Genomic DNA, 25,749 nt, shown 5'->3' on the forward strand with positions numbered 1-25,749 from the left:
CCCGCGAGGGTCTCCTTCGACTCCTTCTCGGTCTGGAACCGCGACAGCGGCTTCATCGTGACCGGGAACTGGCCGAACCGCTCCGCGAACGTCGCGTAGTGCTGCTGCACCAGCAGCGTCGTCGGGACCAGCAGGATGACCTGCTTGCCGTCCTGGATCGCCTTGAACGCCGCGCGCACCGCGATCTCGGTCTTGCCGTAGCCGACGTCGCCGCAGACCAGCCGGTCCATCGGGACGGTCCGCTCCATGTCGCGCTTGACCTCGTCGATCGTCACCATCTGGTCGGGCGTCTCGACGAACGCGAACGCGTCCTCAAGCTCGGCCTGCCACGGGGTGTCGGGCCCGAACGCGTGCCCCTTGGTCGCCTGCCGCGCCGCGTAGAGCTTGATCAGCTCGCCGGCGATCTGGCGGACCGCCTTGCGAGCCTTGTTCTTGCGGCTGGTCCAGTCGGCGCCGCCCAGCTTGTCCAGGGACGGCGACTCGCCGCCGACGTAGCGGCTGATCTGGTCGAGCTGGTCCATCGGGACGAACAGCCGGTCGGCGGGTTGGCCGCGCTTCGACGGGGCGTACTCGACCACGAGGTACTCGCGCGCCGCGCCCTGCACGACCCGCTGCATGAGCTCGATGTAGCGGCCCACGCCGTGCTGCTCGTGCACCACGAAGTCGCCGGTCTTGAGCTCGAGCGGGTCGACCTGCTTGCGCCGGCGGGCCGGCATCTTGCGCTCGGTGCGATCGGCGGTCCGCTGGCCGACCAGGTCGTCGTACGTCAGGACGGCCAGCCCCATCGGCTTGGACACGAAGCCGTGGTCGAGCTCTGCGCAGCTGACCTGGACGACCCGGGCGGACGGAGCCGTGACCTCGTCGTCGAAGGCCGCCGCGACGCCGGCGTCGGTCAGCCACTCGACGGTGCGCTGCGCCTGGCCGTGCCCGGGGGCGACGAACACGACCCGCATGTCGGCGGCGACCCAGGCCTGGATGTCGGCCAGGGCGGCGGTCGTGTCACCGCGGTAGGCGGCGGCGGGCTCGACCTCGATCGCGCGGGTCCGCTCGTCGAGGTCGAGGCCGAACGGGGACTGGGTGAACCACGTGTGCCCGAGCGCGAGGGTCTCCAGGCGTACGTCCTCCAGCGTGCGGAACGCCGCGGAGCCGAGGTCGATCGGCGCCTCTCCCCCGGTGGCGGCCGCGGCCCACGACGCCTGCAGGAACTCCTCGCTGGTCGCGACGAGGTCCTCGGCACGGGAGCGGATCCGTTCGGGATCCATCAGGACGATCGCGGACCGGGAGGGCAGGAGGTTGACGAAGCCCTCCATCTCGTCGGTCAGGACCGGCGTCAGCGACTCCATGCCCTCGACCGCGTGGCCGTCGGCGAGCTTGCTGAAGATCTCGGCCAGCGACGGGTGCTTCACGGCGAGCTCGGCGGCCCTGGCCCGGACGTCGTCGGTCAGGAGCAGCTCGCGGCACGGCGGCGCCCACACGTGCGTGATCTCCTCGAGCGTGCGCTGGTCGGCGACCGCGAAACGCCGGATCTCCTCGACCTCGTCGCCGAAGAACTCGATGCGGAGCGGGTGCTCCTCGGTCGGCGGGAAGACGTCGATGATGCCGCCGCGGACCGCGAACTCGCCGCGACGCTCCACGAGGTCGACCCGGGAGTACGCCGCACCGGCGAGGTCCCGCACGACCTGGTCGAGCGGGGCGTCGTCGCCCTTGTGCAGCTCGACAGGCTTCAGGTCGGCCAGGCCCTTGACCTGCGGCTGCAGGATCGAGCGCACCGGGGCGACGATGACCCGCAGCGCGCCGGTCGCGGTGTCGGAGTCGGGGTCGACGGTCGGGTGCACGAGCCGGCGCAGCACCGCGAGCCGCCGCCCGACAGTGTCGGATCGCGGTGACAGGCGCTCGTGCGGCAGGGTCTCCCACGCCGGGAAGTGCGCCACGGCGTCGGGGCCGAGCAGCTCGCCGAGCTGCGTCGTCAGGTCCTCGGCCTCACGCGCGGTGGCCGTGACCGCGAGGACCGTCGACTGCTGCGCGAGCGCGTGCGCCACGAAGGGTCGCAGCGGCTCGGGTGCCTGGAGATCCAGGGTGTCGAGGCCCGCGGCGCGATCGGCCAGGACCGAGGCGAGCGTGGGCTCGCGGTCGACCAGGGCCGCCAGTCGGGTCAAGGTCATGCGGGGCTCTTCCTCGTAGATTCCATCTACCGGTTGAACGCGCTCTGGGTCTGATCCAGTCCCACCGTGATGAGGCTCTCCACCGCGTCGGCGGCCTCCTCGACGTACGTCGCGAGGTCCTTGCGCTCGGTCGAGCTGTAGGGCTTGAGCACGAAGTCGTGCACGTCCTGGCGGCCCGGCGGGCGACCGATGCCGACGCGGACCCGGAAGTAGTCGCCGGTGTCGAGCGACTGGCGGACGGACTTCAGCCCGTTGTGGCCGTTGTCGCCGCCGCCCCGCTTGATCCGCAGCATGCCGAAGTCGATGTCGAGCTCGTCATGGATCACGACGACGTGATCGGGCTCGACGCCGTAGAACTTCGCGAGCGTCGAGACCGGTCCACCGCTCTCGTTCATGTACGCCCGCGCGCGCCCGAGCACGACGTGCTCACCGACGAGCCGTCCCTCGACGACGTCGGCACGGCCGGACTTGTGCTTCTTGAACGATCCGCCCATCCGGGCGGCGAGCACGTCGGTCACGAGGTAGCCGACGTTGTGCCGCGTGCTGGAGTACGTCGGGCCCGGGTTGCCGAGCCCGACGATCAACCAGGTCACTCCGACTCGGTGCTCTCCGCGCCCTCACCCTCGGCGGCAGCCTCGGCCTCTTCGGCGTCGGTCGCGTCGTGCTCGATGCCGGCCTCGGCCTCGGCCTCGGCGAGCTCGGCCTCGACCTGGGCCTCGGTCGGCGCACCGGTGACGTTGACGATCAGGAGGTCCTCGTCGACCGCGAGCGACGCGCCCTTGGGCAGCTCGATGTCCTTCGCGAGGATCTGCGCACCCGCGTCGAGGCCCTCGATCGAGACCTCGAACGACTCGGGGATGTGGGTCGCCTCGGCCTCGATGGACACCGACGCGTTCTCGAGGATCACGAGGTTGCCGCTGATGGCGTCGCCGATGACGTTGATGCGGACGTCGACGACGACCTTCTCGCCCTTGCGGACGATCAGGAGGTCAGCGTGCTCGATGAAGCCCTTCAGCGGGTCGCGCTGGACCTGCTTGGGGATCACCAGGTGCTGGTCCGACCCGAGGTCGATCGTCAGCAGGGCGTTGGAGTTCTTGAGGGCCAGCATGAGCTGGTGACCCGGGAGCGCCACGTGGACGGGGTCCGTGCCGTGGCCGTAGAGGACGGCGGGCACCTTGTTGTCGCGACGGATGCGGCGGGCGGCGCCCTTGCCGAACTCGGTGCGCGACTCGGCGGCGATCTTGATCTCGGCCATGGGATATCTCCTGAGGGAAGGGTGACGAACGTCGAAAGGCTGGAGTCGCCCGGCTCGGAGGCGCTCGACACAGCACTCCTGTGGAGCGCCCTGTCGATCACGGTCCGTACGGACCCTCGCCGAGGCAACTGCCCGAGTCTATCGCAGCGGTTCCCCGGCGAGAAATCCGTGCGCTGGGATACGCTGCCCGCCATGAGGGCGTCCCGGTTCCGCCCGCGCGAGCCCGAGCGCACCGCGACCAGCTACGGCGACAGCGTCTTCCGTTCGCAGGCCCTGCTCGCCGGCGCCGTGGGGCTCGTCGTGTGCATCACGGTCGCCCTGTCCCCGCGCAACTTCGACGACAGTCCGCCGTTCTTCCTGGGGCTCACGATCGTCGCGTGGTCGACGATCGCGGCGGCGGTCATCCCCTGGCTCCGGTTCCCGATCCCGTGGCAGGCCGTCATCCCGCTGCTCGACATCACCGCGATCGTGGTGCTGCGCCTTGCCGCCCCCGAGAGCGGCTTCGAGATCCTGCTGATCTTCCCGGTCATCTGGCTCGCGACCTCGCTCGGCCCGGTCGGTGGCCTGCTCGGCCCGTTGTACGCCGCCGCGCTCCTGTGGGGACAGGTGAGCCTGGCCCACATCGGGATCGGCCTGGCGCAGAACACCCCGGCCGCGAGCCCCATCGCGGCGGCGAGCCTGACCGTCGCCCTGGCCTTCGTCAGTGGCGTCGTCGGCCTGACGTCCCGGCGCGTCGCGTCCCAGCGCGTCCTGCTGCGCCGCCAGACGTCGATGCTGGAGAAGGCGCTCCACCGCGCCCGCATCCAGGAGGCGACGGTCCGCGAGGCGTTCGACGCCGTCGAGTTCGCCGTCATCGGCCTCGACCTGGACGGCAGCACCACGACGGCCAACCGGGCGACCCGATCGCTGCTGGCCCAGCTGGGCCTGCCGGAGGACACCCCCTGGAGCCGGTTCCCGCTCTACCGGGCGGACAAGGTCACCCCGGTCCCCGCCCACGAGCTCCCCCACCTCCGGACCCTGGCCGGGGAGACGGTCGACCACGAGACGTACGTCATCGGGCACCGCACCGGCACCCGGTTCACGATCAGCGTCAGCGCCCGGCTGCTGCACGACGAGACCGAGGGCGCCGACCGGGTCGTCCTGGTCCTGCGCGACGTGTCGGCGGAGTTCCGGGCCATCGCCGACCGGGACGACCTCGTCACCTCGATGTCCCACGAGCTCCGGACGCCCCTGAGCTCGGTCCTGGGGTACGTCGACCTGGCGCTCGAGGTCGACGACCTCCCCGACGAGGCGCGGGCGATGCTCGACATCGCCCTGGCCAACACCCAGCGGCTCAACTCCCTCGTGACCGATCTCCTCGCCGCCCGGTCCACCAGCCCGGAGAACTCGATCCGGGTCGTCGTCGAGGACTGCGACATCTCGATGCTCGTCGCGGAGTCGATCGACGCCCAGCGCATCATCGCCTCGGAGCGGCTCATCCCGATCACCCTCGAGGCCGACCAGCACCCCGTCCACGCCCCGGCCGACGCGTTCCGCCTGCGTCAGGTCGTCGACAACCTGCTCTCCAACGCGATCAAGTACAACCGCGTCGGCGGCCGCATCACGGTCTCGGTCCACGACGTCGTCCGGCCCAGCGGGTCCGAGAACGTCGAGATCCGGGTCACGGACACCGGACGCGGCATGACGATGGAGGAGCAGCAGGGGCTGTTCGAACGGTTCTACCGCGCCGAGTCGGTCCGCGGGTCGACGACGCACGGCACCGGGCTGGGCCTCAGCATCTCGCGGGAGATCGTCGTCCTGCATGGCGGCACGATCGAGGTGGCCAGCCAGCCGGACCACGGCACCGAGGTTCTCGTCTCGCTGCCCAAGGGCCGCCCGCCCGCACCCCGCCGCCCAGCCGTCCCGACCCAGGAAGCCCGCGCCCATGGATCCTGACCTCCCCACCCTCCTCGCCGCGTGCGCGCTCGCGGTCGGCATCGTGACGATCGTGTTCACGACGACCGCCGCCCTGCGGCACAACGACGAGTCCAACCGGGCCTGGGTCGCTGCCTTCGCCGGCGCCCTGTGCATGACGGGTCTGGCCGCGATCTACGGGATCGACGACGCGACCCCGCCCGTCGTCCTCGCCACGATCGACACGTCCTCGGTCTTCGCCGTCGGCGCCCTGTGGTCGGGGTGCCGGCTGCTCGACGGCCGGTCCCGGTCGCTGATCCTCCTGGTCCTGGCGGCGGCGCTGGCGGCGGCCGTCCCCGCGGTCCTCGGCGGGACGGCTCCTGACCTCGCCCTGGCCTCGGCCGTCCGACTGGGCGTGACGGGCGGCTTCGCCTGGCTGTGCGCGATCGAGCTGATGCGCGGGCCCATGCGGCGCAACCTCAACTGCCGCATCCTGCAGCTGGCCCTGTTCGTCGTCGGCGGCTGGTTCGTCGCCGCGGCGGCGCTGTTCACCGCCGGTACCGATGACGCCGCGGGCCCCTCCCTCGCGAGCACGATCCCGGCGTTCACGGCCCTGTTCGTCGTCGCCGCGATCTGCCTCACGGCGATGCGCGTCGAGCGCACCGGCAACTGGTGGTCGATGGGCGCCGAGGCCCGCCGCCAGTCGGACCTGCCGGTCCTGGCGGCCGACTCGTTCCGCGAGGACGCCCGCGACCGCATCGACCGCGCGGACATGATGGGCCGCCACGTCGCGCTGGTCCTGGCGGAGATCAGCGACCTCGACGAGCTCAACTCGGCCTTCGGCCGCGAGGCCGGTGACGGGGCCCTGATCCACTTCACGCAGCTGCTGCGGTCCCACGTCCCCGCTTCGGCCCTGATCGGCTATCTCGGCGCGGGTCGCTTCGGGGTCCTGACCGTGTCCTCGACGACGGACGCGGCGGCGACGGTCGTGGCCGCGATCCGCACCGGGCTGGTCGACGCCACCCTCGGCGACCAGATGGAGATCCGCACCGACGCCCGGTTCGGCACGACCGGGTCCGTCGCGGTCGCCACGACGTTCGAGGGGCTCCTGGCCGACGCGACCGCCGACCTCGATCGGGCCCGCGTCCTCGAGAACTGAGCCAATCTTGAGGTGACGTTGCGCAAAGCCTGATCCGGGCCCGCCAGGCTGTCTGCAAGGACTCGTCGGAAGTCCTGGGCAGCAAGGAGCAGCACGTGAGCGACGATGGCATCGGATACGCCGATCGCACGTCCACGGTCGATCCCGGGATGGACCGCTACGCGGACCACTTCATGGCCGGCATCGAGGCACTCCCGACATACCGCTCGACGGTCGGGTGCGTGATCCCCGCGTACAACGAGGAGGATGCCATCGCCGGCGTGCTCGACTCCTTGCTCGCCCAGACCCTCCTGCCGGACGCTATCCACGTCATCGTCAACAACACGTCGGACGCGACGGTCGAGATCGCGAGCCACTACGCCGGGCTGCACACCCGCGGCGAGGGTCGCGACGAGCAGATGACCGAGATCTTCGTCCACGACATCGGCGAGAACCCCGACAAGAAGGTCGGTGCCCTCAACTACGGCTACACCCTCGTCGAGGGGATGGACTACCTCCTGGGCGTGGACGGCGACACGACGGCCGACCCCCGCGCGATCGAGTACCTCGTCACGGAGATCCAGGACGACGAGCGGATCGGCGGCATCTCGGCGATCTACAGCATCGACGACAGCGGCCTGGACTCCGTGATGGGCAAGTTCCTCATCGCCGGCCAGCGCGCGCAGTTCGCGGCCTTCAACATGCAGAACCTGCTGCGCGGCCGCAACATGGCGGTGCTGGGCGGGCAGTTCTCGATCTTCTCGACCGAGGCCCTGCGTCAGGTCGTCGTCCAGACCCACCAGCGCTATCCGTGGGTGCGCGACAGCGAGATCGAGGACTCCCTGCTCTCGCTGCAGATCAAGAGCGCCGGCTACCTCACCAAGATCAGCGCCCGGGCCCGCGCCAACGTCGGCGGCATGACCTCGATGCGTGCGCTCGACGCCCAGCAGGTCAAGTGGAACACCGGCGCGATCGACCTGATGTGGCCCGGCCAGCGCGGTGACACCAAGGGCCAGCCGCTGCACCCCAACCTGCGCCTGCGCTGGTTCGAGAACATCTCGATGGCCACCAACGGCTTCACCCGGCTGATCTTCTTCTTCCTGTTGATCACCTCGCTGATGCTGCACGCCTACGTCTTCGCGGCCTTGTGGCTCGTCCCGACCCTCATGGCGACGCTGCTGAACCTGCGCACGGCGCACGCGATGCACAACGCCAACCGGCGGGACTATCTCTTCGCGCTCCTGTTCGTCCCGGCCGAGCTCTACATGTGGGTACGCCTGGGGCACTTTGCCCGGTCCTGGACCAAGTTCGCCTCCAGCTCGCAGACCGACAACTGGGCCCTGCAGGCCAAGGCGGAGAGCGGCGGGGGCGGCCACGCGCACCTGTTCCCCCTCGGCGTCGTCGCGATCGTGCTGGCCGGTGCGGTGGCGATCTGGGCCCAGCTCTCCACCCGCGTGCAGTCCGACGTGCTGCTCGGCGGCTGGACCGTCCTGGGCATCATCACGATCCTCCAGACCACGTGGATGGCGATCAAGCTGCTGAAGCGCTACAAGGGGTTCAAGGCATGAGCCCCGCCCCCACTCCCCCCACCGTCCGATCCATGTCCTCGCCCGCCAGGAGCCTCCCCGTGCACACTCCCTCTCGCCTCCGGGTGACCGTCCTGATGACCCTGCTCGCGGCGCTGCTGCTGAGCGGCTGTGGCAGCCTCAGCGAGTTCGGCGCCAAGGAGTCCTCGACCCCCGCCACACCGACACCGTCACCGACGCCGACCTTCAGCTCGCAGTTCACTCGCGACGGAACGTTCCAGTCGCACGTCGACGTCGACGGGGTCGACTTCGTCTACACGATCTGGCCCACCAAGTCGACGCCCCGGACCAACCTCTGGTACCCGAAGGGCAACAAGTTCTTCTCCTTCACGTTCCAGGCCTACGACCTCGACCAGGAGCTCCGGGACACGTTCAAGACCAAACGCAAGGTCTGGCTCGACCGCATCCGGGTGGAGTCCGAGACGACGACCGAGTCCGGTGCCGTCGAGCGGCCCTACGACCTCGACGCCACGGCGTCCCGCGTCACGTTCGACCCGCAGCCCGTCACGAGCAAGCGCGGCATGATCATCACCTCGCCGAAGGGTGCCTTCGAGCTCCGCAACCAGAAGATCGGGACGCTGGCGATGGACACCCGCGGCCTCAACCTGATCTTCCGGGCGACGGTCCACATCCAGCGGTCGGCCGGCTCGAGGACGTACTACCGGGAGACGATCCGCCAGCGGGTCCCGATCGCGATCTTCGCGTCCGACAGCGAGACCAAGGCCGCCAAGATCCCCGTCGACGCCAACTGATCCGTCAGGCGGCGTCGCGGTCCGAGGCGAGCCGGTAGCCGACGCCGCGGACCGTCTCGATGAAGCGCGGGGTGGACGAGGAGTCACCGATCTTCCGGCGCAGGTTGGCCATGTGGACCTCGACGGCGCGCTTGTCGGCATCGTTGACGTAGTAGGTCGTCACATAGCTCTCGCCGCGCAGGCTCAGCACCAGGTCGGCCTTGCTGCGGACGCGCCGGCCCGTGCTCATGAGCGCCGCCAGCAGGTCGAACTCGCTGCGGGTCAGCTCGACGCCGCGGCCGTCGACCTGGGTCAGCCGGGTCCCGGTGTTGAGGCGCAGGCCGCGGTGCTCGAGCCACCCGTCGCTGCTCGGCGAGGCCGTCCCGGTGGCGGCGACGGCCGGTGCCGGGGCCGGCGGAGCCTCGACGACCCCCGGGGCCGGGCGCTGCTGGGGCACGTGGTGGACGGGCTCGTGGAGCGGCTCGTGGACGGGGGCGGGCGCCAGGACGACGGGCTCCGGGGCGGCGGCGACGAGTGCCGTGGGGGCCGGGGCCGCCTGCGGGACGACACCCGTGCCCCGCTCCTCGGTCCCCCCGGCGCCGGTGCGCTCGCGCGGACGGCGCAGCATGGTCTCGATGCGGGCCCGCAGCTCCCGGGGACGGAACGGCTTGAGGAGGTAGTCGTCGGCGCCGGAGTCGAGACCCTGGACGACGTCGATCTCGTCGGCCAGCGCCGTCAGCATGACGATGTAGGTGTTGCTGAACTCGCGGATCCGCTTGGCCGCGGCGAAGCCGTCCATGCCGGGCATCGACACGTCGAGCGTCGTGAGGATCGGACGGTGGGTCCGGACGGCGTCGATCCCGTCGGCACCGTTGGTCGTCATGATGGTCTGAAAGCCGCTCTGGGTCAGGACGGTCTTCAGCAGATGACGGACGTCGGCATCATCTTCGATGATGACCGCAAGCTTCTCTTCTCCTGAGGACATGGCCACGATCGTATCGGGGAACCAGTGTCATTCGAGGCTGAAAGAAAGCAGACCACCCGAGAGACGCGTCTCACCAGCCGGCGTTGGCCGCGAGCTCGAGGGCCCGCTCGGTCCAGAACTCGCCCGCGCCCGGGCCGCCTCCGCACGTGCCGTCGCTCTCGCCCGGCGGCTTGATCCACAGGTAGGCGTCCAGGATCCCACCCGAGCCGGCGTGCGGCTCCTGGCCCAGGGCCCGATCAGTCGGGTTGCACCACTCGCCGTTGGAGCCGGCCCCGTTGCGTCCCGTGTCGATGACGAAGTGCGCTCCCCCGACGGCCCTGCTGACCTCGGTGGCGTACGTCGTCTCGTCGGCGTCGGACTCATAGCCCGACACGTTGGTGGAGAAGCCACGCGTGCGCTCGACCCCGACCGCCTTCAGCATGGCGGCCATGTCGGACGGTTCGGTCCAGCTCGAGTGGCCGGCGTCGACGTAGACCGCCGGCCCGGCATCCACCAGCCGGTCGACGGCGCCGCCGAGCAGCCGGGTGCGCTCCTCGAGCTGGTCGCAGTCGGCCGCCGTCGCGAGGGCATCGGGCTCGAGGACCACCGCGGCGCGGTCGCCGGCCACGTCGGCGATCCTGCCGACCCAGTCGACGTACTCATCGGCCGGGAGGCCCCCGCTGGACTCACCGCCAACGCAGTCGCGGTCGGTGATCCCGTAGACCACGAGGACGGGGGTGCGCTCGGCCTGGCTGGCCGACTCGACGACATTCATCACGAAGTCGGCGACCTCGGCGGTGGGGTGGGCCTCGGGGGTCACCCACACCGCGGTCGGCACGCCCGCGATGCGTTCGAGGACCTCGCGGTCCGGTCCCGCCGCTGCCTCGGCGGCCGTCGCCGCAGCTGATCGGGCCCACGTCGCCGGCCCCTGGGCGGCGAACGGATTGCGCTCCTGCGACGAGCCGGCGTCGACGGACCCGGCGAGGCGTGCCGCGCCGAAGACGGCCAGGAAGATCAGGACCGGGACGATCACGAGCAGCCCGCGACGCACGGGTGATGGTGTTCCTGCAGCCCTCGTCAACGCCGTCCCCACCCTCGAAGCGCTCGCACGGGCGGCGCGGTTCCTCCTGACGAGACCATCCTACCGACGAGCGGATCCGTCAGCCCGGAACCCGGTTGAGTCACACCACGGCCGATCTGCCCGAACCGGCGGACACGGACCCGCCGATACCGGTAAAATAGTGCCCGCTTCCCGGGCCATTCCTGTCTGGGGTCCGAGGGAGAAAATCACCATGCCGTCTCGCCAGCGCCTGCTCGCGGCCGCCCTGTCCGCCTTCCTGCTCGTCGCCACGCTGGTCGGGCTGTCGGGCCCCGCCCAGGCCGCCGATGACGAGCCGCACATCTACGGCTACGTGACCGGCAAGACCCGCGCGGACAAGAAGCACAAGGCCACGACGGTCGCCGCCTCGACCATGACGGTCCGGCTGTTCCGGTCCGACGCCGACGACACCGGCTGGACCTACCTCCGCGAGGTCAAGGTGAAGTCCTCGGGCATCTACGACGTCGCGACCGACGGCGCAGGCCGCTACCACCTGCAGCTCGTCGACAGCCGTCCCTCGTACGACGTCGACTCCTGGGCCCGCATCCCCGACGTGCCGGTCGACGTCACCGCCGACGGGGCCGTCAAGAACGTCACCGCCAGGATCGGCGGGGCGCTGTACGGCACGATCAAGGCGGCCGGCAAGAAGGCGCCTGCGTCGCTCGTCCGGGCCATCAGCGACACCGGGCAGATCTACGAGGTCGTGACCGACCGCCAGGGCAAGTACGCCCTCGGCGGGCTGCCGCTCGACAACTATCGCGTCTACGCCTACGACGGCAAGAAGCGCCGCGTCGGGGCGAGCAAGCTCGTCCGCGCCGTCACGTCCCTCTCGTTCCGGGGCGCCTCGTTCAACCTCAAGACCAGGCCCAGCGCCTATCGCGGCTTCCTGCGCCTGGGTGGCCGGCTGGCGACCAAGGCCGTCACGGTGACCGCGGTCAACAACCGGACCCACGAGTACTGGGTGCAGAAGATCGAGGGCGGCGCGCTGTCCCTGCGTGGCCTCACCGCCGGCAGCTACACCCTGACCGTGCCGGACACCGGTGGCTACTTCGGCACCACGGCTCAGCTCGCGGCGGTCAAGGCCGGCCAGACCCGGTCCGTCGACGTCGACCTCTCGACCCGGGCCGGGACGTTCACCGGGACGGTCGTGGACGCCACCAGCGGCAACCCGATCCCCAACGTCAGCATCCGGCTCAAGGACGCCAAGGGCGTGACCCAGCAGGAGCTGACGGCCTCGGCCGCGGGCACGTTCACGATCGGGGGGACGCTGCGCGCGCAGACCGGCGTGACGATCGAGATCTTCGCCTACGACAAGATCGGCGAGTACTTCTACGACGCCCGCACCTTCTCGGGGCTGTCCATCGTGGACAACCAGACCCTCGACCTCAACACGATCAGCGGCGACACGACGACCGGCGGGGCGAAGGTCATCAAGCTCGCGCGCACGCCGTCGACACCCGCGCCGGTGACCCCGGCACCGGCCACCCGCCTGCCCACCACGACGGTGCCGGGAGTGACGACGAGCGACGTGCCGTCAGCGGACGTGCCGGCCAGCACGATGCCGTCGGGGTCGTGAGACCCGCCGGGAGGCGCTGACGCGGTCGCGGGACCTCAGGACTTGAAGAGGCTCGTGACCGAGCCCTCCTCGAACACCGCGGCGGTGGCCTGGGCCAGCAACGGGGCGATCGAGAGCACCGTGAGCTTGTCGAAGCGCTTCTCGTCCTCGATCGGGAGCGTGTTGGTCACGATGACCTCGCACGCCGTCGAGTTCTTGAGCCGGTCAACCGCCGGTCCGGAGAACACGGCGTGGGTCGCGGCGATCACGACGTCCTCGGCCCCGTCGGCCATGAGTGCCTCGGCGGCCTGGACGATCGTGCCGCCGGTGTCGATGAGGTCGTCGACCAGGATGCAGACCCGGCCCGTGACGTCACCGACGACGCGGTTGGCCTTGGACTCGTTGGGCTTGCGCGGATCGCGGGTCTTGTGGATGAACGCCAGCGGAGCGCCGCCGAGGGCGTTGGCCCACTGCTCGGCGACCTTGATGCGGCCGGCATCGGGCGAGACGACCGCGAGGTCCTTCTTGCCGTAGCGCTTCTTGACGTGCCGCGTCAGGATCGGCATCGCGAGCAGGTGGTCCACGGGGCCGTTGAAGAAGCCCTGGATCTGCGCGGTGTGCAGGTCGACGGTCATGAGACGGTCGGCGCCGGCGGTGAGGAACAGGTCGGCCATGAGGCGGGCCGAGATCGGCTCGCGGCCCAGGTGCTTCTTGTCCTGGCGGGCGTAGCCGTAGAACGGGAGGATCACGGTGATGCGCTTGGCCGAGGCCCGCTTGAGGGCGTCGATCATGATGAGCTGCTCCATGATCGCCTCGTTGATCGGCGCCGCGTGGCTCTGCAGCACGAAGGCGTCGCAGCCACGGACCGACTCGTCGAAGCGTACGTAGATCTCGCCGTTGGCGAAGTCGTACGCCGTCGTGGGGACGACCTCGATCTCCAGGAGGTCGGCCACCTCCTTCGCCAGCGTCGGGTGCGCACGGCCGGAGAACAACAGCATGTTGCGTGTCGGGGTCCGCTTGGACAGGCTACTCACCGATTGCCTCCAGGGCGTCTGCTGCGGCATCGCGTGCCGCATGGGCTGAGGCGGTGTCGGGACGCTTGGCCTCGACCCACCCCTCAATGTTCCTCTGTGACCCGGCACTCACCGCCAGCGCCCCCGGCGGGACGTCCTCACGGATCGTCGCCCCGGCGCCCGTGAAGGCACCGTCCCCGACCGTCACGGGGGCGACGAACGTGTTGTTGGAGCTCGTCTTGGCGTGCCGCCCGATCGTGGACCGATTCTTGTGGACGCCGTCGTAGTTGGCGAAGATCGTGCCGGCCCCGATGTTGGCCCCCTCGCCGATGTCGGCGTCCCCGACGTACGTCAGGTGCGGCACCTTGGCGCCGGCGCCGATCACCGAGTTCTTGACCTCGACGAACGTCCCGATCTTGCCGCCCTCACCGAGGTCGGCGCCCGGACGCAGATAGGCGAACGGGCCGACCGTCGCGCCGTCGCCGATGACGGAGTCCGAGCCGTGCGTGCGGACGACGGTCGCGTCCCGCCCGACCTCGACATTGCGCAGCGTCGTGTCCGGGCCGATCGTCGCGCCGGTCGCGACGACCGTCGCGCCGAGCAGCTGCGTCCCGGGCAGGATCGTGACGTCGGCGGCGAGCGTCACGGCCGAGTCGATCCACGTCGTGGCGGGATCGACGATCGTGACGCCCTCGGCCATCCAGTGGTCGGTCAGCCGGCGGTTGAGCTCGCGACCCAGCCGCGCGAGCTGCCCGCGGTCGTTGACGCCCTCGGTCTGCCACACGTCCTCGAGCACGTGCGCGCCGACCAGGAGCCCCTCCGCGACGGCCCTGGCGACGATGTCGGTCAGGTACAGCTCGCCCTGCGCGTTGTTGGCCTCGAGGCTCGCGACGGCGCGGCCGAGGAACGCCGCGTCGACGACCAGGATGCCGCTGTTGATCTCACGCAGCGCCAGCTCCTCGGCGGAGGCGTCCTTGTGCTCACGGATCGCCGCGACGGCGTCGTCCCCGTCCCGCACGATGCGCCCGTAGCCCGTGGGGTCGTCGACCTCGGCGGACAGGATCGTGACCGAGCGGCCCGCGACGCGGTGGTCGACGAGGAGCTCCGAGAGCGTCTGCGACGACAGCAGCGGCACGTCGCCGTACGTCACGACGACGGTGCCCGCGGGCGCCGCGTCGAGCGACTCGAGCGCGACCCGTACGGCGTGGCCGGTGCCGTTCTGCTCCTCCTGGACCGCGATGACGGTCGCGGGGTCGTACGCCCTGACGGCCTCGGTGACCTGCTCGCGGTCGTGGCCCACGACGGCGACCGTCGTGCGTACGCCGGCGCCGGACACCGCGACGAGCGCGTGCTCGAGCATGCTGCGGCCGGCGATCTCGTGCAGGACCTTGGCCCGGGACGACTTCATCCGGGTGCCGGCACCCGCGGCCAGCACGATGGCTGTCACTTCCTCGCTCAACGTGACTCCTTCGTCGACGGTTGCGCTGGAGCTGCTGTGCTCCCCGGGTAGGAGTCGAACCTACGTCGCTTGTCCGCATTCAAAGTGCGGCGGGCCCTGCCGGCAGACCAACCGGGGATTGCGCATTCCCCCAACTGGGGATTGCAGAAAAGACAGTACCGGAGTCAGGAGGCCCGGCGGGCGACGACGAAGGTCCGCAGGAACGGGAAGACCGTCCCGAAGGACCGACGCGGGTAGGCCTCACGCAGGGCATCCCGGTAGGCGAGGACGAAATCCTCGCGCAGCTCGTCGGGGAGGGCCTGGAGGTAGGGCCGGGCGCCGGTGCCCGAGACCCAGTCGAGGACGGGGTCGTCGCCGGGCAGCACGTGGGCGTACTCGGTCTCCCACAGGTCGACGTCCCAGCCGAGGTCCGCGAACAGCTCGAGCCAGGCGTAGGGGGCGGTGCCGCGGTCCGCGACGATGTCGCGGGTGTGCTCGGCGTACGGCGGCTCCGCCGCGATGTCGCGCAGCAGGGTGTGGCTGGGCGAGCCGTAGTTGCGGGGCACCTGGAGCGCGAACGACCCGCCCTCGACGACGTGCCCGGCCAGCCGGGTCACGACCGCGAGCGGGTCGGGCACCCACTGGAGCAGCGCGTTGGACACCATCAGGTCGACCGGCCCGGAGGGGCTCCAGGTCGCGACGTCGGCGAGCTCGTACGTCACCGAGTCATCGACCGTCGAGGCGAGCGCCCGCTCGATCATCTCCGCCGACGAGTCGACCCCGTGGACCGTGGCGTCGGGCCAGCGGGACTGCAGGACGGGGGTCAGGTGGCCGGGGCCGCAGCCGAGGTCGACGATCGTCCGGGGCTCGCCCTCGACCCGGGCGACCAGGTCGACGAACGGGCGTGAGCGGTCGTCGGCGAACTGCAGGTAGCGCGTCGGGTCCCAGGTCGGCATCAGGCACCCATCCGCTCGAGCTGGCCGGCCAGGGACATCAGCCGCGCGTCGTCTCCCCGGCGGCCGACGAGCTGGACCGCCAGCGGCAGCCCCGGTCGGTCCGCGCCGACCGGCATCGAGACCGCGGGGACGCCGGCATGGTTCCACTGCGCGGTGTAGGGATAGAACGCGTTCATCGACAGCACGGTCGCGAGGCCGCCCTTGCCCTTCCAGTGCTCGACCTCGGGCGCCGGGCCCGACATGACCGGGGTCAGCAGGATGTCGACGTCGAGCGAGTCGTGCACGCGGTCGCCCCACTCCTGGCCCTTGCGCTTGGCCCACGCGACGGTGCGACGGCCGAACGGCCGGCCGAGCCGGGCGATGGCGCGGGTCCTCGCCTCGAGCCGGCTCGGGTCGGCGACGCCGTCGGCACCGTCCCGGATCCCGGCGAGGTAGCGGATCGTGAGCGCCTTGGCCGCCACCCCGTACGGGACGTCCACCTCGACGACGGTGTGGCCCGCGGCGGCGAACGTCTCGGCGACCGCGCCCATCGCGTCGCGGACGCGGGGGTCGAGCGGCAGCGCCTTGGTCGCCGCCGACGCGCTGAACGACAGGCCGATCCGCAGCGGGACCGGATCGGCGGCCGCCGCCTCGACCAAGGAGCCCGGGAAGGTGCCGAACGTGTCGAGGAACAGCGCGCTGTCGACGACCCGCCGCGCCAGCCCGCCCTGCGTCGAGAGGTCGTGCCAGTCGCCGGAGCTCGGCATCGTGCCCTGGGTCGGCTTGAAGCCGACCAGGCCGCAACAGGCGGCGGGGATGCGGATCGACCCGGCACCGTCGGACGCCGTCGCGATGCCGACGGCTCCCGCGGCGACCAGCGCGGCCGAGCCGCCCGACGAGCCGCCGGTCGTGTGCGCGGGGTCGCGGGGGTTGCGGGTGACGCCCGTGAGGTCGGACTCGGTGAACCCGAAGATCGCGAGCTCGGGGAGCGTCGACTTGGCCACGATGACCATGCCGGCGGACCGCATCGCCGCGACGAGCTCGGTGTCCCGGTCGGCGACCCGGGTCGCCCCGCGGCTGCCCAGGCCCGTGACCTTCCCGGCGACGTCCAGGTCGTCCTTGACCGCGACCGGGATCCCGAGCAACGGGCCGGTCTCCCCCGCGGCGCGACGACGGTCGGCGTCGTCGGCGGCCGCCAGCGCCTCCCCGGCGAAGACCGCGACGGTGGCGTTGAGCGCGGGGTTCTCGCGCTCGATCGCGTCGAGCGTCGCCCGGGTCAGCTCCCGGGCGGTGATCGTCCCGGCGGCGAGCAGCTCGCCCTGCCGGGTGGGTCCTGCGGCGACGGCCTCGGAGAGTTCCATGCGCCCGACCGTACAGCGAAAACAATCTCGACATCAAGAATCTTGATAGAGTCGGCGCCATGGAGGACGATGTCGATCGGCTGATCGCCGCGTGGCGCCGGGAGCGCCCCGACCTGGACGTGTCCCCCATGCACGTCCTCAGCCGGGTGACCCGGCTCGCGCTCCACCTCGACCGGGCGCGCAAGGAGGCGTTCGCCGATCACGGGCTGGAGCCGTCGGAGTTCGACGTCCTGTCGGCGCTGCGCCGCACCGGCGAGCCCTATCAGCTCTCCCCCGGCCGCCTGGTCCAGGAGACCTTGGTGACCAGCGGCACCATGACGAACCGGGTCGACCGGCTGGTCCGCAAGGGACTGGTCGAGCGCCGCCCCGACCCGGCGGACCGTCGCGGCGTCCAGGTCCGGCTGACCCCCGAGGGCCGGGCCGCGGTCGACGGCGCGCTGGACGCCCTCATCGGCCGGGAGCGGGACCTGCTGGCGGGGCTTCCTGCCGCGGACGCCGCCGTGCTGGCCGACTCGCTGCGCACCCTGTCGCAGCCGTTCGACCACTGACCGGCGGCCGTCGCTCCCCCGCGTGGTCACGGCCTTGTGCTGCGGCACCTAGACTTCTGCGGTGGCTCATCTCCTCGGCGTGGAACAGATCGCGCTCGACTTCCCGACCAAGACCGTCTTCGAGTCGGTGACGATCGGCATCGACGAGGGTGACCGGATCGGCATCGTCGGACGCAACGGCGATGGCAAGTCGACGCTCCTGCGGATCTTCGCCGGGCTGCTCCAGCCGGACTCCGGCCGCGTGACGACCCGCGGCGGTGTGACGATCGGGATGCTCGACCAGACCGACACGCTCGACCAGGCCGGGACGGTGGGGCATGCGATCGTCGGCGACCTGCAGGACTACGAGTGGGCCGGCAACGCCAAGATCCGCGACGTCATCGCGGGCCTGGTCGCCGACATCCCGTGGGACGCGACGGTCGGGACGTTGAGCGGTGGCCAGCGGCGCCGGGTCGCCCTGGCGGCGCTGCTCGTCGGCGACGACGACGTCCTGTTCCTCGACGAGCCGACCAACCACCTGGACGTCGAGGGCATCACGTGGCTCGCGGGACACCTCAAGGCGCGCTGGTCGGCCAACGCCGGCGGGCTGCTGGTCGTGACCCACGACCGGTGGTTCCTCGACGAGGTCTGCACCGCGACGTGGGAGGTGCACGACGGGATCGTCGAGCCCTTCGAGGGCGGCTACGCGGCGTACATCCTGCAGCGCGTCGAGCGTGACCGGCATGCCTCGGCGACCGAGTCCAAGCGGCAGAACCTGATGCGCAAGGAGCTCGCCTGGCTGCGCCGCGGGGCACCCGCGCGCACGTCCAAGCCGAAGTTCCGCATCGACGCCGCCAACGAGCTGATCGAGAACGAGCCGCCGCCGCGCGACCCCATCCAGCTCAAGCAGATGGCCACGTCCCGGCTCGGCAAGGACGTCGTCGACATCCTCGACGTCTCCGTGTCGTACGAGCACCCCGTCCTCAAGCACGTCGAGTGGCGGATCGGGCCCGGCGAGCGGACCGGCATCCTCGGCGCCAACGGGGCCGGCAAGTCGACCCTGCTGGGCCTCGTGACCGGCAAGGTCGAGCCCGACTCCGGCCGGGTCAAGAAGGGCAAGACCGTCAAGGTCGTCACGTTGACCCAGGAGCTCGACGAGCTCAAGGACGTCGGCGACGACCGGGTCAGCGACGTCGTCGGCCGCCAGCGCACGGCATACGTCTCGGGCGGCAAGGAGATGACGCCGTCGCAGCTGCTGGAGCGGCTGGGCTTCTCCAGCGCGCAGATGTCGACCCCGGTGCGGGACCTGTCGGGCGGGCAGAAGCGCCGCCTCCAGCTGCTGCTGATCCTGCTCGACGAGCCCAACGTCCTGGTGCTCGACGAGCCGACCAACGACCTCGACACCGACATGCTGGCCGCGATGGAGGACCTGCTGGACTCGTGGCCCGGGACGCTGCTCGTGGTCTCGCACGACCGCTACCTGCTGGAGCGGATCACCGACAACCAGTACGCGATCCTCGACGGTCACCTGCGGCACCTGCCGGGCGGCGTCGACCAGTACCTCCGCCTCCGCAAGGAGCAGGACACCCCCGCGGCGTCCAACCCGAGCACCGCGGGGCACCCCAAGGCGTCGAAGCTGTCGAGCGCCGAGGAGCGCAACACCCGCAAGGAGATCGCGTCGATCGACCGCAAGATGGTCAAGCTCTCCGGGCGGATCGATGCCCTGCACGTCGAGATGGCCCAGCACGACCCCAGCGACGGCCAGGGCCTGACCCGGCTCGCCGCCGAGGTCGCCGACCTCGAGGCCCAGGTGGCCACCCACGAGGAGCGCTGGCTCGAGCTGACCGAGCTGATGGACGCCTGACCCCAGCGCGGGTGGGTGTCAGGTGGTGTCGGTTTACCACGGTCCCTCGGCAAACCTGCTCCTACCGCAGGAAGTTTCCCCCGGGAAGAACAGGTTTGCCGAGGGACCGTGGTATTCCGTCACCGGTTCACAGCTCCCGGCATGCCGGCGTGATTCCCACACGGTGATTGCTGCGCCTTCCGGGCACGGTGTTCTCAGGTGCAGGGTCGACCCATCGAGACCGTCGTCCGTGCTGGCCGGTTCGACCAGGCTGCGGGTGGACCGACCCCACCTGGGAGACCCGACGGCGTCAGCTCAGCCGGGCTCCGGGTACCGGCCCGCGGGACTGGACGACGTCGGCGCATCCCGCGGCGCTGCCGAGCGCGAAGGCGATGTCGAGGGCGTGCTGCTCGTCGGAGGCCAGGAACAACGCCGTCGGCCCGGACCCGGACAGGATTGCGCCGAGCGCGCCGGCCTCGATCCCGATCTCGAGGGTGTCCTCCAGCTCGGGGCGCAGCGACAGGGCGGCCTCGGTCAGGTCGTTGGACAGGGCCTCGCCGAGGGCCACGGCGTCACCGGCCCGCAGCGCCGCCAGGAGGGCGTCCGGCACCTGCGGATCGGCGACCGTCGACCCGGCGTTGAGCCGGTCGAACTCGGCGTAGACCGCCGCCGTCGACAGCCCTTGATGGGCCATCGCGAAGACCCAGTGGTACGACCCGCGGGCCAGCACCGGGCTGATCGTCTCGCCGCGTCCGCCGCCGACCGCGTTGCCGCCGTGCAGCAGGAACGGCACGTCGCTGCCGAGCTTGGCCGCCAGGACCTCCAGCGCCGCCCGGGACAGCCCCGTCCCCCACGCCTCGTTGCAGGCGACCAGCGCCGCGGCGGCGTCCGCCGACCCCCCGGCCATGCCACCGGCGACCGGGATGACCTTGCGGATCGCGAGGTCGACGCCGAGGTCGACGCCGGTCCGGTCCCGCAGGAGCCGGGCGGCCTTGACCGCGAGGTTGTCGTCGTCCTCGGGGACGTCGGCGGCCTCCGTCCGCGCATCGAGGTCGGCGTGGACCACGACCGTGATCTCCCCGTCCTCGCGGGCCGTCGCGCGCACCTCGTCGTGCAGGTCCACGGCCTGGTAGACCGTCGCCAGCGGGTGGTAGCCGTCGTCACGAACCGGCCCGACGCCGAGGCACAGATTGATCTTCGCGGGAACGCGGACGTTGGCGGAAGTCACCCGATCAACCTAGTGGCTGGCCCGCAGCCCTTCACCGGTGCCGCCCCGCGCCGGCAACCCGGTCACCCGCCCGGCGTCCTGCCGTAGCGGGCCAGCACCAGCGTCTCGGCGAGCTGCGCGATCAGGTAGCCGATGACCGAGGCGAGCGTGACGACGATGATCAGCGACTACAGCTTGTCGTACTCGTAGAGGGCCAGCGAGGTGTTGACGGCCTTGCCGACGCTGTCGGTCGTGGTGAAGTACTCCGCGATCAGGGCGACGCGGATTCGACGAAACCTCGACATGGGGTGTCGGCGGTGCAAGGGTCGCCCTAACGCTCCGGCGTAGGGCGACCGGCGCACCGCCCAGCTCGTAGGGGCGTACGGACGTGGGAGCTCGGCGCGGGCCTGCTGCTCGCCGGCGCCGTGACGTCGGTCGTGACGGTGCTGGGCGCGGCGCATGCCTGCCACCACGTCCCCCGGTGAGGATCAGCCGACGGGCGTGAGGTGACCGGCGAGGCGGGCGAAGTCGCCGACCGTGAGCTGCTCGCCGCGGGCCTGCGGGGAGATCCCGGCGGCGACGAGGGCCTCCTCGGCGGCCGGACCCGAGCCGGCCAGCACCGACAGCGCGGCCCGCATGGTCTTGCGGCGCTGGGCGAACGCGGCATCGGCGACCGCGAACGTACGCAGGCGCAGCTCCTCGTCGCCGGGCGCCTCGCGCTGGGTCCACGCGACCAGGGCCGACTCGACGTTGGGCATGGGCCAGAAGACGTTGCGGCCGACCGACCCGGCCAGCCGCATCTCGGCGTACCAGGCGGCCTTGACGCTGGGGATCCCGTACGTCTTGGAGCCCGGGCCGGCGGCGAGCCGGTGCGCGACCTCGGACTGGACCATGACGAGTCCCGTCCGGATCGACGGGAACCGCTCGAAGAACGTCAGGAGCACCGGCACCGACACGTTGTAGGGCAGGTTGGCCACGAGCGCCGTCGGCTCGGGGCCGGGCAGCTCGGTGACCTTCATGGCGTCGGCCACCACGAGGTCGAAGTGCGCGGTCTGGTCGGGCGCCTGCTCCGCGATGGTCTGCGGCAGCTGGCCGGCCAGGACCTCGTCGATCTCGACCGCCGTGACGTGCGAGGCCACCTCGAGCAGGCCCAGGGTCAACGACCCCAGCCCCGGCCCGATCTCGACCACGACGTCGTCGCCCGTGATGCCGGAGGCCTTGACGATCCGGCGCACCGTGTTGGCGTCGTGCACGAAGTTCTGCCCGCGCTGCTTGGTGGGGCGGATCCCGCAGGACTCGGCGAGGCGTCGGACGTCAGCGGCTCCGAGCAGCCGAGGCTGGGTCGGGAGACCCTGCTCCGGGGAGGGTGAGGGCGTCAGTTGAACCGCGCCCCGGCACAGCCCCACTGCCCCCAGCCCGAGCGGGCCTGGAGGATCTTGGCGTACTTGATCTGCACCTCGCGGCTGTTCTGGTGCGGCAGCCCCGGGCCGCCGACGCTCTTCCACGTCGCGGCGCTGAACTGCAGACCGCCGTAGTAGCCGTTGCCGGTGTTGATCGACCAGTTGCCGCCGGACTCGCACTGCGCGATCTTGTCCCAGACCGTGTCGCCGGTGGACTCCTCGGGCGCCTTCGTCCCGTGCTTGACGATCTGCGGGCGCGGCTCGGACAGCGAGCGCGACACGATGACGATGCGCTCGCGGAGCTTCCCGTCCGCATACACGAGGGTCACCCGCTCACGGTTGCGCCCCGGCTTGCCGGCCTGCACGACGGTCTTCTCGCCCTTGATCGTCTCGGGGTCGGCCTGGACCTTGACGGTGTACCTGACCGGGACGGTCTCGGTCTTCTGGACCTTCTTGATCCGGACCACACGGAGCTTCTGGTCGGCCTTGACCATCGACGTCACGCCGGGCTTGACCTCGTCGTCGGAGTCCAGCTTCACCCCGGCCTCGTCGAGGACGTCGTCGACCGTCGGCGCGGTCGTCGTGAGGCGCGACTTCTTGCCGTCGGCGACGACGGTCAGCGACTTCGGCGTGCTGATGACGAGCTTCATGCCCTCGCGCGGGACGACGGCGGAGCGCTTCTTCGAGACGTACGCGCCCGTGGGGGCGTCGACGTCGAGGCTGTCCATCGCCTGGGCGACGGTGCGGTCGTAGACCGTCCGCTCGGTGACCTTGCCGTCGACGCTGAGCGTGACCGGCTTGGCGTACGACACCGTGATCTCGTCACCGTCGCCGATCGACGACGTCGGGGACTTGCTGACCCGGTCGATCGTGTGGACCGTGACGTCCTTCGCCTCGAGGACGTCGCCGACGGTGTCGCCGAACGTGCGGACCGTCGAGCTCTTCCCGTCGACCGTCAGGGTCACGGTGTGACTCATCGCGCCGTAGGCGACGGTCCCTCCCGCGAGCATCAGGAGGATCGCGAGATTGAGGGCTATGAGCGGAAAAGTCTTGCGGCTGCGGCGTTTTCCGTGACGGGCTGTCATGGTGCTGGTCTTGGCGTGGGGCACTACATTCCTCGTACGTCGATGACTGGGCCGACTTTCCACCATAGCCAGCGTCTCCCAGTCGTCAAGTCCGTCGTGCCCAGCCTCCACCGAAGGCCCGGTCCGTGTTCGCGTCGATGTCCCGACACATGTCATCGACCGAAACGCCTGCGATTCCAGCCATGAACCGCACCGTCAACGGGATCAGGAACGAGGCGTTCGGTTGCCCACGGTGCGGCGCCGGTGTGAGGAAAGGCGCATCGGTCTCGACAAGGATACGGTCCCGCGGGGTGATGCGGAGCGCTTCGCGGAGGTTCTCCGCGTTCTTGAACGTCACGGTGCCCGCGAACGACAGGTAGGCCCCACGATCCAGGCACTCGCGGGCGAAGTCGGCGTCGCCGGAGAAGCAGTGCATCACGGTCCGGTCGGGGACACCTTCGTCGTCCAGGACGGCCAGCACGTCCGCGTGCGCGTCACGGTCGTGGATGACCAGGGTCTTGTCGTGCCGCTTCGCGATCCGGATGTGCTCGCGGAACGACGCGTGCTGCGCGTCGCGGCCGTCCTCACCGGTCCGGAAGTAGTCCAGCCCGGTCTCGCCGACCGCCCGGACGTGCTCGCCGCTGCCGGCCAGCCGGTCGATCTCGGCCAGGGCCGACTCGAGCTCACCCAGCTCGGCCAGCCGCGGCGCCTCGTTGGGGTGCAGCGCGACGGCCGCGACCACCGAGTCGTACGCGGCAGCGGTCTCGACAGCCCAGCGGGACCCCTCGAGGTCGCAGCCGACCTGGACGATGCGCGCGATGTTGACCGCGGCGGCGCGGTCCAGCGCCTCGTCGACCGGGATCAGCAGCCCGCCCTCGACACCCTTGGCGTACGCCCGGTGGTCGAGGTGGCAGTGGTTGTCGACGACCGGGGACGGGAGCGCCTCCGGGGCCTCGGGCCATCCGACGGTGAGGGTCACTCCGCCGCGGTCTCGATGCGGGGGAACAGCGAGGCGGGCTTGGTGATCGTCGAGCCGGCCGGCAGCTGGCCCCATGCCGCGACGGCGTCGATCCGCTGGTCTGCGAGCGCGCCGAGCGCCGTCTCCGCGCCGAGAGAGTCCCACAGCACGGCGGACGACTTCGGCATGACCGGGTTGAGCAGCACCGCGAGGACCCGCAGGCCCTCGGCGGTCGTGTTGAGGATCGTGGCGAGCCGGTCGCTGTCCGGATCCTCCTTCGCGACCTTCCACGGCGCCTGGTCCGTGATGTAGCCGTTGAGCCCGTCGACGATGCGCCAGATCGCGGCCAGCGCGTCCTGCGGGGCCACGGCCTCGATTGCCGCGTCGGCGTCGCGGACCGACTCGGCGACGATGTCGACGACCGACAGCTCGGCGTCGGTCTGCTCACCGGCGGCCGGGAGCACGCCGTCGAAGTACTTGCCGATCATCGCCGCGACGCGGGACGCCAGGTTGCCGAAGCCGTTGGCCAGCTCGGAGTGGTAGCGGGCGCTGATGTCCTCCCACGAGATCGAGCCGTCGCTGCCGAAGGTCAGCGCCCGCGCGAAGTAGTAGCGGTAGGCGTCGGAGCCGAAGGTGTCGACGATCTCGTCGGGACGGATGCCGTTGGCCTTGGACTTGCTCATCTTCTGCCCGCCGACGAGCAGCCAGCCGTGGGCGAACACCTGATGCGGGACGGACTGGCCCGCGGCCATCAGCATCGCGGGCCAGATGACGGCGTGGAACCGGGCGATGTCCTTGCCCACGATGTGGATCGAGGCCGGCCAGATCTTCTCGAACCGGGCGTGGTCGTCGCCGTAGCCGATCGCGGTGACGTAGTTGAGCAGCGCCTCGACCCAGACGTACATGACGTGCTCGTCGTCCCACGGCACGCCGATGCCCCAGTCGAACGTCGACCGCGAGATCGACAGGTCGCGCAGCCCGCGGGAGACGAAGGAGATGACCTCGTTGCGCGCCGACTCGGGCTGGATGAAGGTCGGGTTGGCCTCGTAGAAGTCGAGCAGCTTCTGCTGGTAGTCGCCGAGGCGGAAGAAGTAGTTCTCCTCGGTCATGTGCTCGACCCGGCTGCCGTCGAGCTTCGAGATCTTGTGGCCCTCGTCCTCGCCCTCGCCGTCCACGACGTCGTCATCGCCGACGAATTCCTCGCTGCCGACGCTGTAGAAGCCGCTGAACGAGCCCTTGTAGACCGCGTCCCGGTCGTACAGGTCCTGCCAGAACGCCTTCGAGCCGTCGAAGTGGCGCTGCTCGGTCGTGCGGATGAAGTCGTCGTTGGCGATGTCGATGGTCTTCAGGAGCGGCTTCCACTCCTCCTCGACGAGCTTGTCGACCCACTCCTGCGGGGACACGCCGTTGGCCTCGGCCTTGCGGAGGACCTTCTGGCCGTGCTCGTCGGTGCCGGTGAGGTACCAGACGTCCTCACCGCGCTGGCGGTGCCAGCGGGTGATGATGTCGCCCATGACCGTCGTGTAGCCGTGCCCGATGTGGGGAGCGTCGTTGACGTAGTAGATGGGCGTGGTGACGTAGAACGTTTGGTCTGACACGTCCCCAATCGTAGTGGGGTGA

21 protein-coding genes and 1 tRNA gene are annotated in these 25,749 nt (G+C 70.7%); 7 read left to right on the forward strand and 15 right to left on the reverse strand.

The features are described 5' to 3' along the window. The 3 genes from JWQ91_RS01840 to JWQ91_RS01850 all read right to left on the reverse strand — a co-directional run. Positions 1–2,162 (reverse strand): CarD family transcriptional regulator (locus JWQ91_RS01840; protein ID WP_297780018.1); only part of this gene is annotated, 2,162 nt, incomplete at its 3' end. Between the two features lie 26 nt (positions 2,163–2,188). Next, positions 2,189–2,755: an aminoacyl-tRNA hydrolase gene (pth, locus tag JWQ91_RS01845; RefSeq protein ID WP_297780020.1), complete on the reverse strand. Its 567-nt coding sequence runs from the start codon at positions 2,753–2,755 to the stop codon at positions 2,189–2,191. Beyond that, positions 2,752–3,417, reverse strand: a complete 666-nt coding sequence (locus JWQ91_RS01850; protein ID WP_297780023.1) for a 50S ribosomal protein L25/general stress protein Ctc — start codon at positions 3,415–3,417, stop codon at positions 2,752–2,754. Before JWQ91_RS01850 ends, pth begins: the two co-directional genes overlap by 4 nt. Positions 3,418–3,609: 192 nt before the next feature. Here JWQ91_RS01850 and JWQ91_RS01855 point away from each other — a divergent pair, with 192 nt between their 5' ends. The 4 genes from JWQ91_RS01855 to JWQ91_RS01870 all read left to right on the forward strand — a co-directional run bounded on the left by JWQ91_RS01855 (position 3,610) and on the right by JWQ91_RS01870 (position 8,786). After that, the gene (locus JWQ91_RS01855) at positions 3,610–5,352 is read left to right on the forward strand and encodes an ATP-binding protein (RefSeq protein ID WP_297780025.1); all 1,743 of its coding nucleotides are present in this window, start codon (positions 3,610–3,612) and stop codon (positions 5,350–5,352) included. Further along, complete coding sequence (locus JWQ91_RS01860; protein ID WP_297780027.1) at positions 5,342–6,469, forward strand: diguanylate cyclase; 1,128 nt, start codon at positions 5,342–5,344, stop codon at positions 6,467–6,469. Before JWQ91_RS01855 ends, JWQ91_RS01860 begins: the two co-directional genes overlap by 11 nt. A gap of 95 nt (positions 6,470–6,564) precedes the next feature. After that, complete coding sequence (locus tag JWQ91_RS01865) at positions 6,565–8,016, forward strand: glycosyltransferase (RefSeq protein ID WP_297780030.1); 1,452 nt, start codon at positions 6,565–6,567, stop codon at positions 8,014–8,016. A 59-nt stretch (positions 8,017–8,075) separates the two neighbouring features. Beyond that, positions 8,076–8,786, forward strand: a complete 711-nt coding sequence (locus JWQ91_RS01870) for a hypothetical protein (RefSeq protein ID WP_297780034.1) — start codon at positions 8,076–8,078, stop codon at positions 8,784–8,786. 4 nt (positions 8,787–8,790) lie between these two features. Here JWQ91_RS01870 and JWQ91_RS01875 read toward each other — a convergent pair whose 3' ends face one another. Both JWQ91_RS01875 and JWQ91_RS01880 read right to left on the reverse strand, forming a co-directional pair. Continuing rightward, the gene (locus tag JWQ91_RS01875) at positions 8,791–9,750 is read right to left on the reverse strand and encodes a response regulator transcription factor (RefSeq protein WP_297780037.1); all 960 of its coding nucleotides are present in this window, start codon (positions 9,748–9,750) and stop codon (positions 8,791–8,793) included. A gap of 70 nt (positions 9,751–9,820) precedes the next feature. Continuing rightward, complete coding sequence (locus JWQ91_RS01880; protein WP_297780041.1) at positions 9,821–10,780, reverse strand: glycoside hydrolase family 6 protein; 960 nt, start codon at positions 10,778–10,780, stop codon at positions 9,821–9,823. Positions 10,781–11,021: 241 nt separating this feature from the next. On the opposite strand from JWQ91_RS01880, the gene JWQ91_RS01885 reads away from it, so the two are divergent. After that, the gene (locus JWQ91_RS01885; RefSeq protein ID WP_297780044.1) at positions 11,022–12,404 is read left to right on the forward strand and encodes a carboxypeptidase-like regulatory domain-containing protein; all 1,383 of its coding nucleotides are present in this window, start codon (positions 11,022–11,024) and stop codon (positions 12,402–12,404) included. 35 nt (positions 12,405–12,439) lie between these two features. On the opposite strand, the gene JWQ91_RS01890 is transcribed toward JWQ91_RS01885, so the two are convergent. The 5 genes from JWQ91_RS01890 to JWQ91_RS01910 form a co-directional block, all read right to left on the reverse strand. Then, a complete protein-coding gene (locus JWQ91_RS01890; RefSeq protein WP_366521341.1) occupies positions 12,440–13,417 on the reverse strand; it encodes a ribose-phosphate diphosphokinase in 978 nt (325 codons plus the stop codon). Next, positions 13,410–14,855, reverse strand: coding sequence for a bifunctional UDP-N-acetylglucosamine diphosphorylase/glucosamine-1-phosphate N-acetyltransferase GlmU (gene glmU, locus JWQ91_RS01895; protein ID WP_297780050.1), 1,446 nt, complete (start codon positions 14,853–14,855; stop codon positions 13,410–13,412). Before glmU ends, JWQ91_RS01890 begins: the two co-directional genes overlap by 8 nt. A 39-nt stretch (positions 14,856–14,894) precedes the next feature. Further along, positions 14,895–14,973, reverse strand: a tRNA-Gln gene (locus JWQ91_RS01900). Between the two features lie 46 nt (positions 14,974–15,019). After that, entirely contained in the window at positions 15,020–15,790 is a 771-nt protein-coding gene (locus JWQ91_RS01905) for a methyltransferase domain-containing protein (RefSeq protein WP_297780052.1), read from the reverse strand. Next, a complete protein-coding gene (locus JWQ91_RS01910) occupies positions 15,790–17,130 on the reverse strand; it encodes an amidase family protein (RefSeq protein ID WP_297780055.1) in 1,341 nt (446 codons plus the stop codon). The genes JWQ91_RS01905 and JWQ91_RS01910 overlap by 1 nt, the downstream gene beginning before the upstream one ends. 59 nt (positions 17,131–17,189) lie before the next feature. Between JWQ91_RS01910 and JWQ91_RS01915 the strand changes: the two genes are divergently transcribed. Both JWQ91_RS01915 and JWQ91_RS01920 read left to right on the forward strand, forming a co-directional pair. Next, a complete protein-coding gene (locus JWQ91_RS01915) occupies positions 17,190–17,678 on the forward strand; it encodes a MarR family transcriptional regulator (protein WP_297780057.1) in 489 nt (162 codons plus the stop codon). A gap of 61 nt (positions 17,679–17,739) precedes the next feature. Continuing rightward, positions 17,740–19,521 (forward strand): ABC-F family ATP-binding cassette domain-containing protein, encoded by a 1,782-nt coding sequence (locus tag JWQ91_RS01920; protein WP_297780059.1) that lies wholly within the window; start codon positions 17,740–17,742, stop codon positions 19,519–19,521. Positions 19,522–19,810: 289 nt separating this feature from the next. On the opposite strand, the gene JWQ91_RS01925 is transcribed toward JWQ91_RS01920, so the two are convergent. The 5 genes from JWQ91_RS01925 to metG all read right to left on the reverse strand — a co-directional run bounded on the left by JWQ91_RS01925 (position 19,811) and on the right by metG (position 25,727). Further along, positions 19,811–20,728 (reverse strand): 4-(cytidine 5'-diphospho)-2-C-methyl-D-erythritol kinase, encoded by a 918-nt coding sequence (locus tag JWQ91_RS01925; RefSeq protein ID WP_297780061.1) that lies wholly within the window; start codon positions 20,726–20,728, stop codon positions 19,811–19,813. A 467-nt stretch (positions 20,729–21,195) separates the two neighbouring features. Further along, positions 21,196–22,038, reverse strand: coding sequence for a 16S rRNA (adenine(1518)-N(6)/adenine(1519)-N(6))-dimethyltransferase RsmA (gene rsmA, locus JWQ91_RS01930; RefSeq protein ID WP_297780103.1), 843 nt, complete (start codon positions 22,036–22,038; stop codon positions 21,196–21,198). A gap of 44 nt (positions 22,039–22,082) precedes the next feature. Further along, on the reverse strand, positions 22,083–23,192 hold the full coding sequence (locus JWQ91_RS01935; protein ID WP_297780064.1) for a resuscitation-promoting factor: 1,110 nt from the start codon (positions 23,190–23,192) through the stop codon (positions 22,083–22,085). Between the two features lie 85 nt (positions 23,193–23,277). Continuing rightward, positions 23,278–24,150, reverse strand: a complete 873-nt coding sequence (locus JWQ91_RS01940; protein ID WP_297780066.1) for a TatD family hydrolase — start codon at positions 24,148–24,150, stop codon at positions 23,278–23,280. Beyond that, positions 24,147–25,727: a methionine--tRNA ligase gene (gene metG, locus JWQ91_RS01945; RefSeq protein WP_297780069.1), complete on the reverse strand. Its 1,581-nt coding sequence runs from the start codon at positions 25,725–25,727 to the stop codon at positions 24,147–24,149. The genes JWQ91_RS01940 and metG overlap by 4 nt, the downstream gene beginning before the upstream one ends. Between the last annotated feature and the right edge of the window lie 22 nt (positions 25,728–25,749).

The organism is Aeromicrobium sp. (assembly GCF_025965075.1).
GTDB lineage: Bacteria > Actinomycetota > Actinomycetes > Propionibacteriales > Nocardioidaceae > Aeromicrobium.

What these genes read in the sequence shown, in the direction of transcription:
- JWQ91_RS01850 (WP_297780023.1), bottom strand. Translation starts at nt 3,417, where the DNA reads ATGGCCGAGATCAAGATCGCCGCCGAGTCGCGCACCGAGTTCGGCAAG.
- JWQ91_RS01855 (WP_297780025.1), top strand. Translation starts at nt 3,610, where the DNA reads ATGAGGGCGTCCCGGTTCCGCCCGCGCGAGCCCGAGCGCACCGCGACC.
- JWQ91_RS01860 (WP_297780027.1), top strand. Translation starts at nt 5,342, where the DNA reads ATGGATCCTGACCTCCCCACCCTCCTCGCCGCGTGCGCGCTCGCGGTC.
- JWQ91_RS01875 (WP_297780037.1), bottom strand. Translation starts at nt 9,750, where the DNA reads ATGTCCTCAGGAGAAGAGAAGCTTGCGGTCATCATCGAAGATGATGCC.
- JWQ91_RS01885 (WP_297780044.1), top strand. Translation starts at nt 11,022, where the DNA reads ATGCCGTCTCGCCAGCGCCTGCTCGCGGCCGCCCTGTCCGCCTTCCTG.
- JWQ91_RS01905 (WP_297780052.1), bottom strand. Translation starts at nt 15,790, where the DNA reads ATGCCGACCTGGGACCCGACGCGCTACCTGCAGTTCGCCGACGACCGC.
- JWQ91_RS01910 (WP_297780055.1), bottom strand. Translation starts at nt 17,130, where the DNA reads ATGGAACTCTCCGAGGCCGTCGCCGCAGGACCCACCCGGCAGGGCGAG.
- JWQ91_RS01915 (WP_297780057.1), top strand. Translation starts at nt 17,190, where the DNA reads ATGGAGGACGATGTCGATCGGCTGATCGCCGCGTGGCGCCGGGAGCGC.
- JWQ91_RS01935 (WP_297780064.1), bottom strand. Translation starts at nt 23,192, where the DNA reads ATGACAGCCCGTCACGGAAAACGCCGCAGCCGCAAGACTTTTCCGCTC.